Origin of the sequence: Methylobacterium sp. B1 (assembly GCF_000333255.1) — a bacterium.
Lineage (GTDB): Bacteria > Pseudomonadota > Alphaproteobacteria > Rhizobiales > Beijerinckiaceae > Methylobacterium > Methylobacterium fujisawaense.
On sequence record NZ_BACT01000865.1, the window covers coordinates 1 to 1,050 of the forward strand.

Sequence of the window (1,050 nt, forward strand, 5' to 3'; positions counted from 1 at the left end):
GGAGCGACATCCGGGCCGATCGCTTCGTCGCCTCGTCGCGCACCACACACTGCCCGTACAAGGGCGACGCCCACTATTTCGACCTCGTTGTCGACGGTACCCGGCGTCCCGACGCGGTCTGGAGCTACGGGGACCCGTACCCGGCCGTCGCGGCGATCCGGGACCACGTGGCGTTCTATCCGGACCGGGTCGACGCCATCACGCTGGAGGACTGAGCCGGTCACCCGCCCGGTTTACCCGATTCAATCCCGGACGAGGCTCCAGAACCCGTGCTTGCGGCCGTGCGCCTGCCGCAGCGCCGCGCGGTAGGCCTTCGGATCCGGCTCGGCATCGCCGGCCGCAAGGCGCCCCGCCAGGGCGTCGAGTTCCGCGAGGTAGCGCGCCCCATGCGGGTAGGCGGCGCTGCGGCCGCCCTCGAGGATGGAGTCGAGGAGCCGGCGATACAGGATCGTGGCCGCCCGGGGGTGTGCCAGGGCGAGCGCCTCGGCCGCCGGCGCCAGCACCGCGTACTGGTCGCCCTGCCAGATCCCGGGCCTCGCGACCACCAATGCGGCGGCGCGGCGAAGATCCGGCCAAGCCGTCAGGAAGGTCAGAGCCCGGTGCGGCTGCGGGAAGGCCTCGGCATGGTCGAGGGCGCGTTGGAGCGCCTCCTCGTCCTCGAAATCCGGAAGCTTGGCGAGGAAGGTCCGCAGCATCGGCGCGTCGAGTTCCCGCTCGAATCGCGTCCATCGGAGGAGCTGTGCCTCGTCGGACCGGCCGAGGGAATCGAGGATCTCGATCTCCAGCGCCTGCCGTTCGCGCTCCGGCCCGCGCGTATCGAATCCCGCGATCAGATCTGCCCGCGTCGCGATGCGCAATCCCGGATCCTGCATGCGCCGGATCCAGTCCAGCGCCTCTTCCGCCCGTCCGGCGGCGAGGAGGCGCCGGGCAATCTCGACGCGGTTCTCCCGCCCCGGCAGCACCGTGCGCTCCAGGGCGATGAAGGCGTCCGGATCGCCGCGCCGGTCGGCTATGGCCTGCCGGAGGCGCAGGATCTGGATCCGGGCGGCC

2 protein-coding genes are annotated in these 1,050 nt (G+C 71.9%); one reads left to right on the forward strand and one right to left on the reverse strand.

The features are described from left to right. On the forward strand, nt 1–215 hold a 215-nt coding region (locus tag I53_RS24805; protein ID WP_043355752.1), incomplete at its 5' end, for a DUF427 domain-containing protein. A 27-nt stretch (nt 216–242) separates the two neighbouring features. Here I53_RS24805 and I53_RS24810 read toward each other — a convergent pair. Further along, a partial coding sequence (locus tag I53_RS24810; RefSeq protein WP_043355754.1) for a DUF6880 family protein occupies nt 243–1,050 on the reverse strand: 808 nt, incomplete at its 5' end.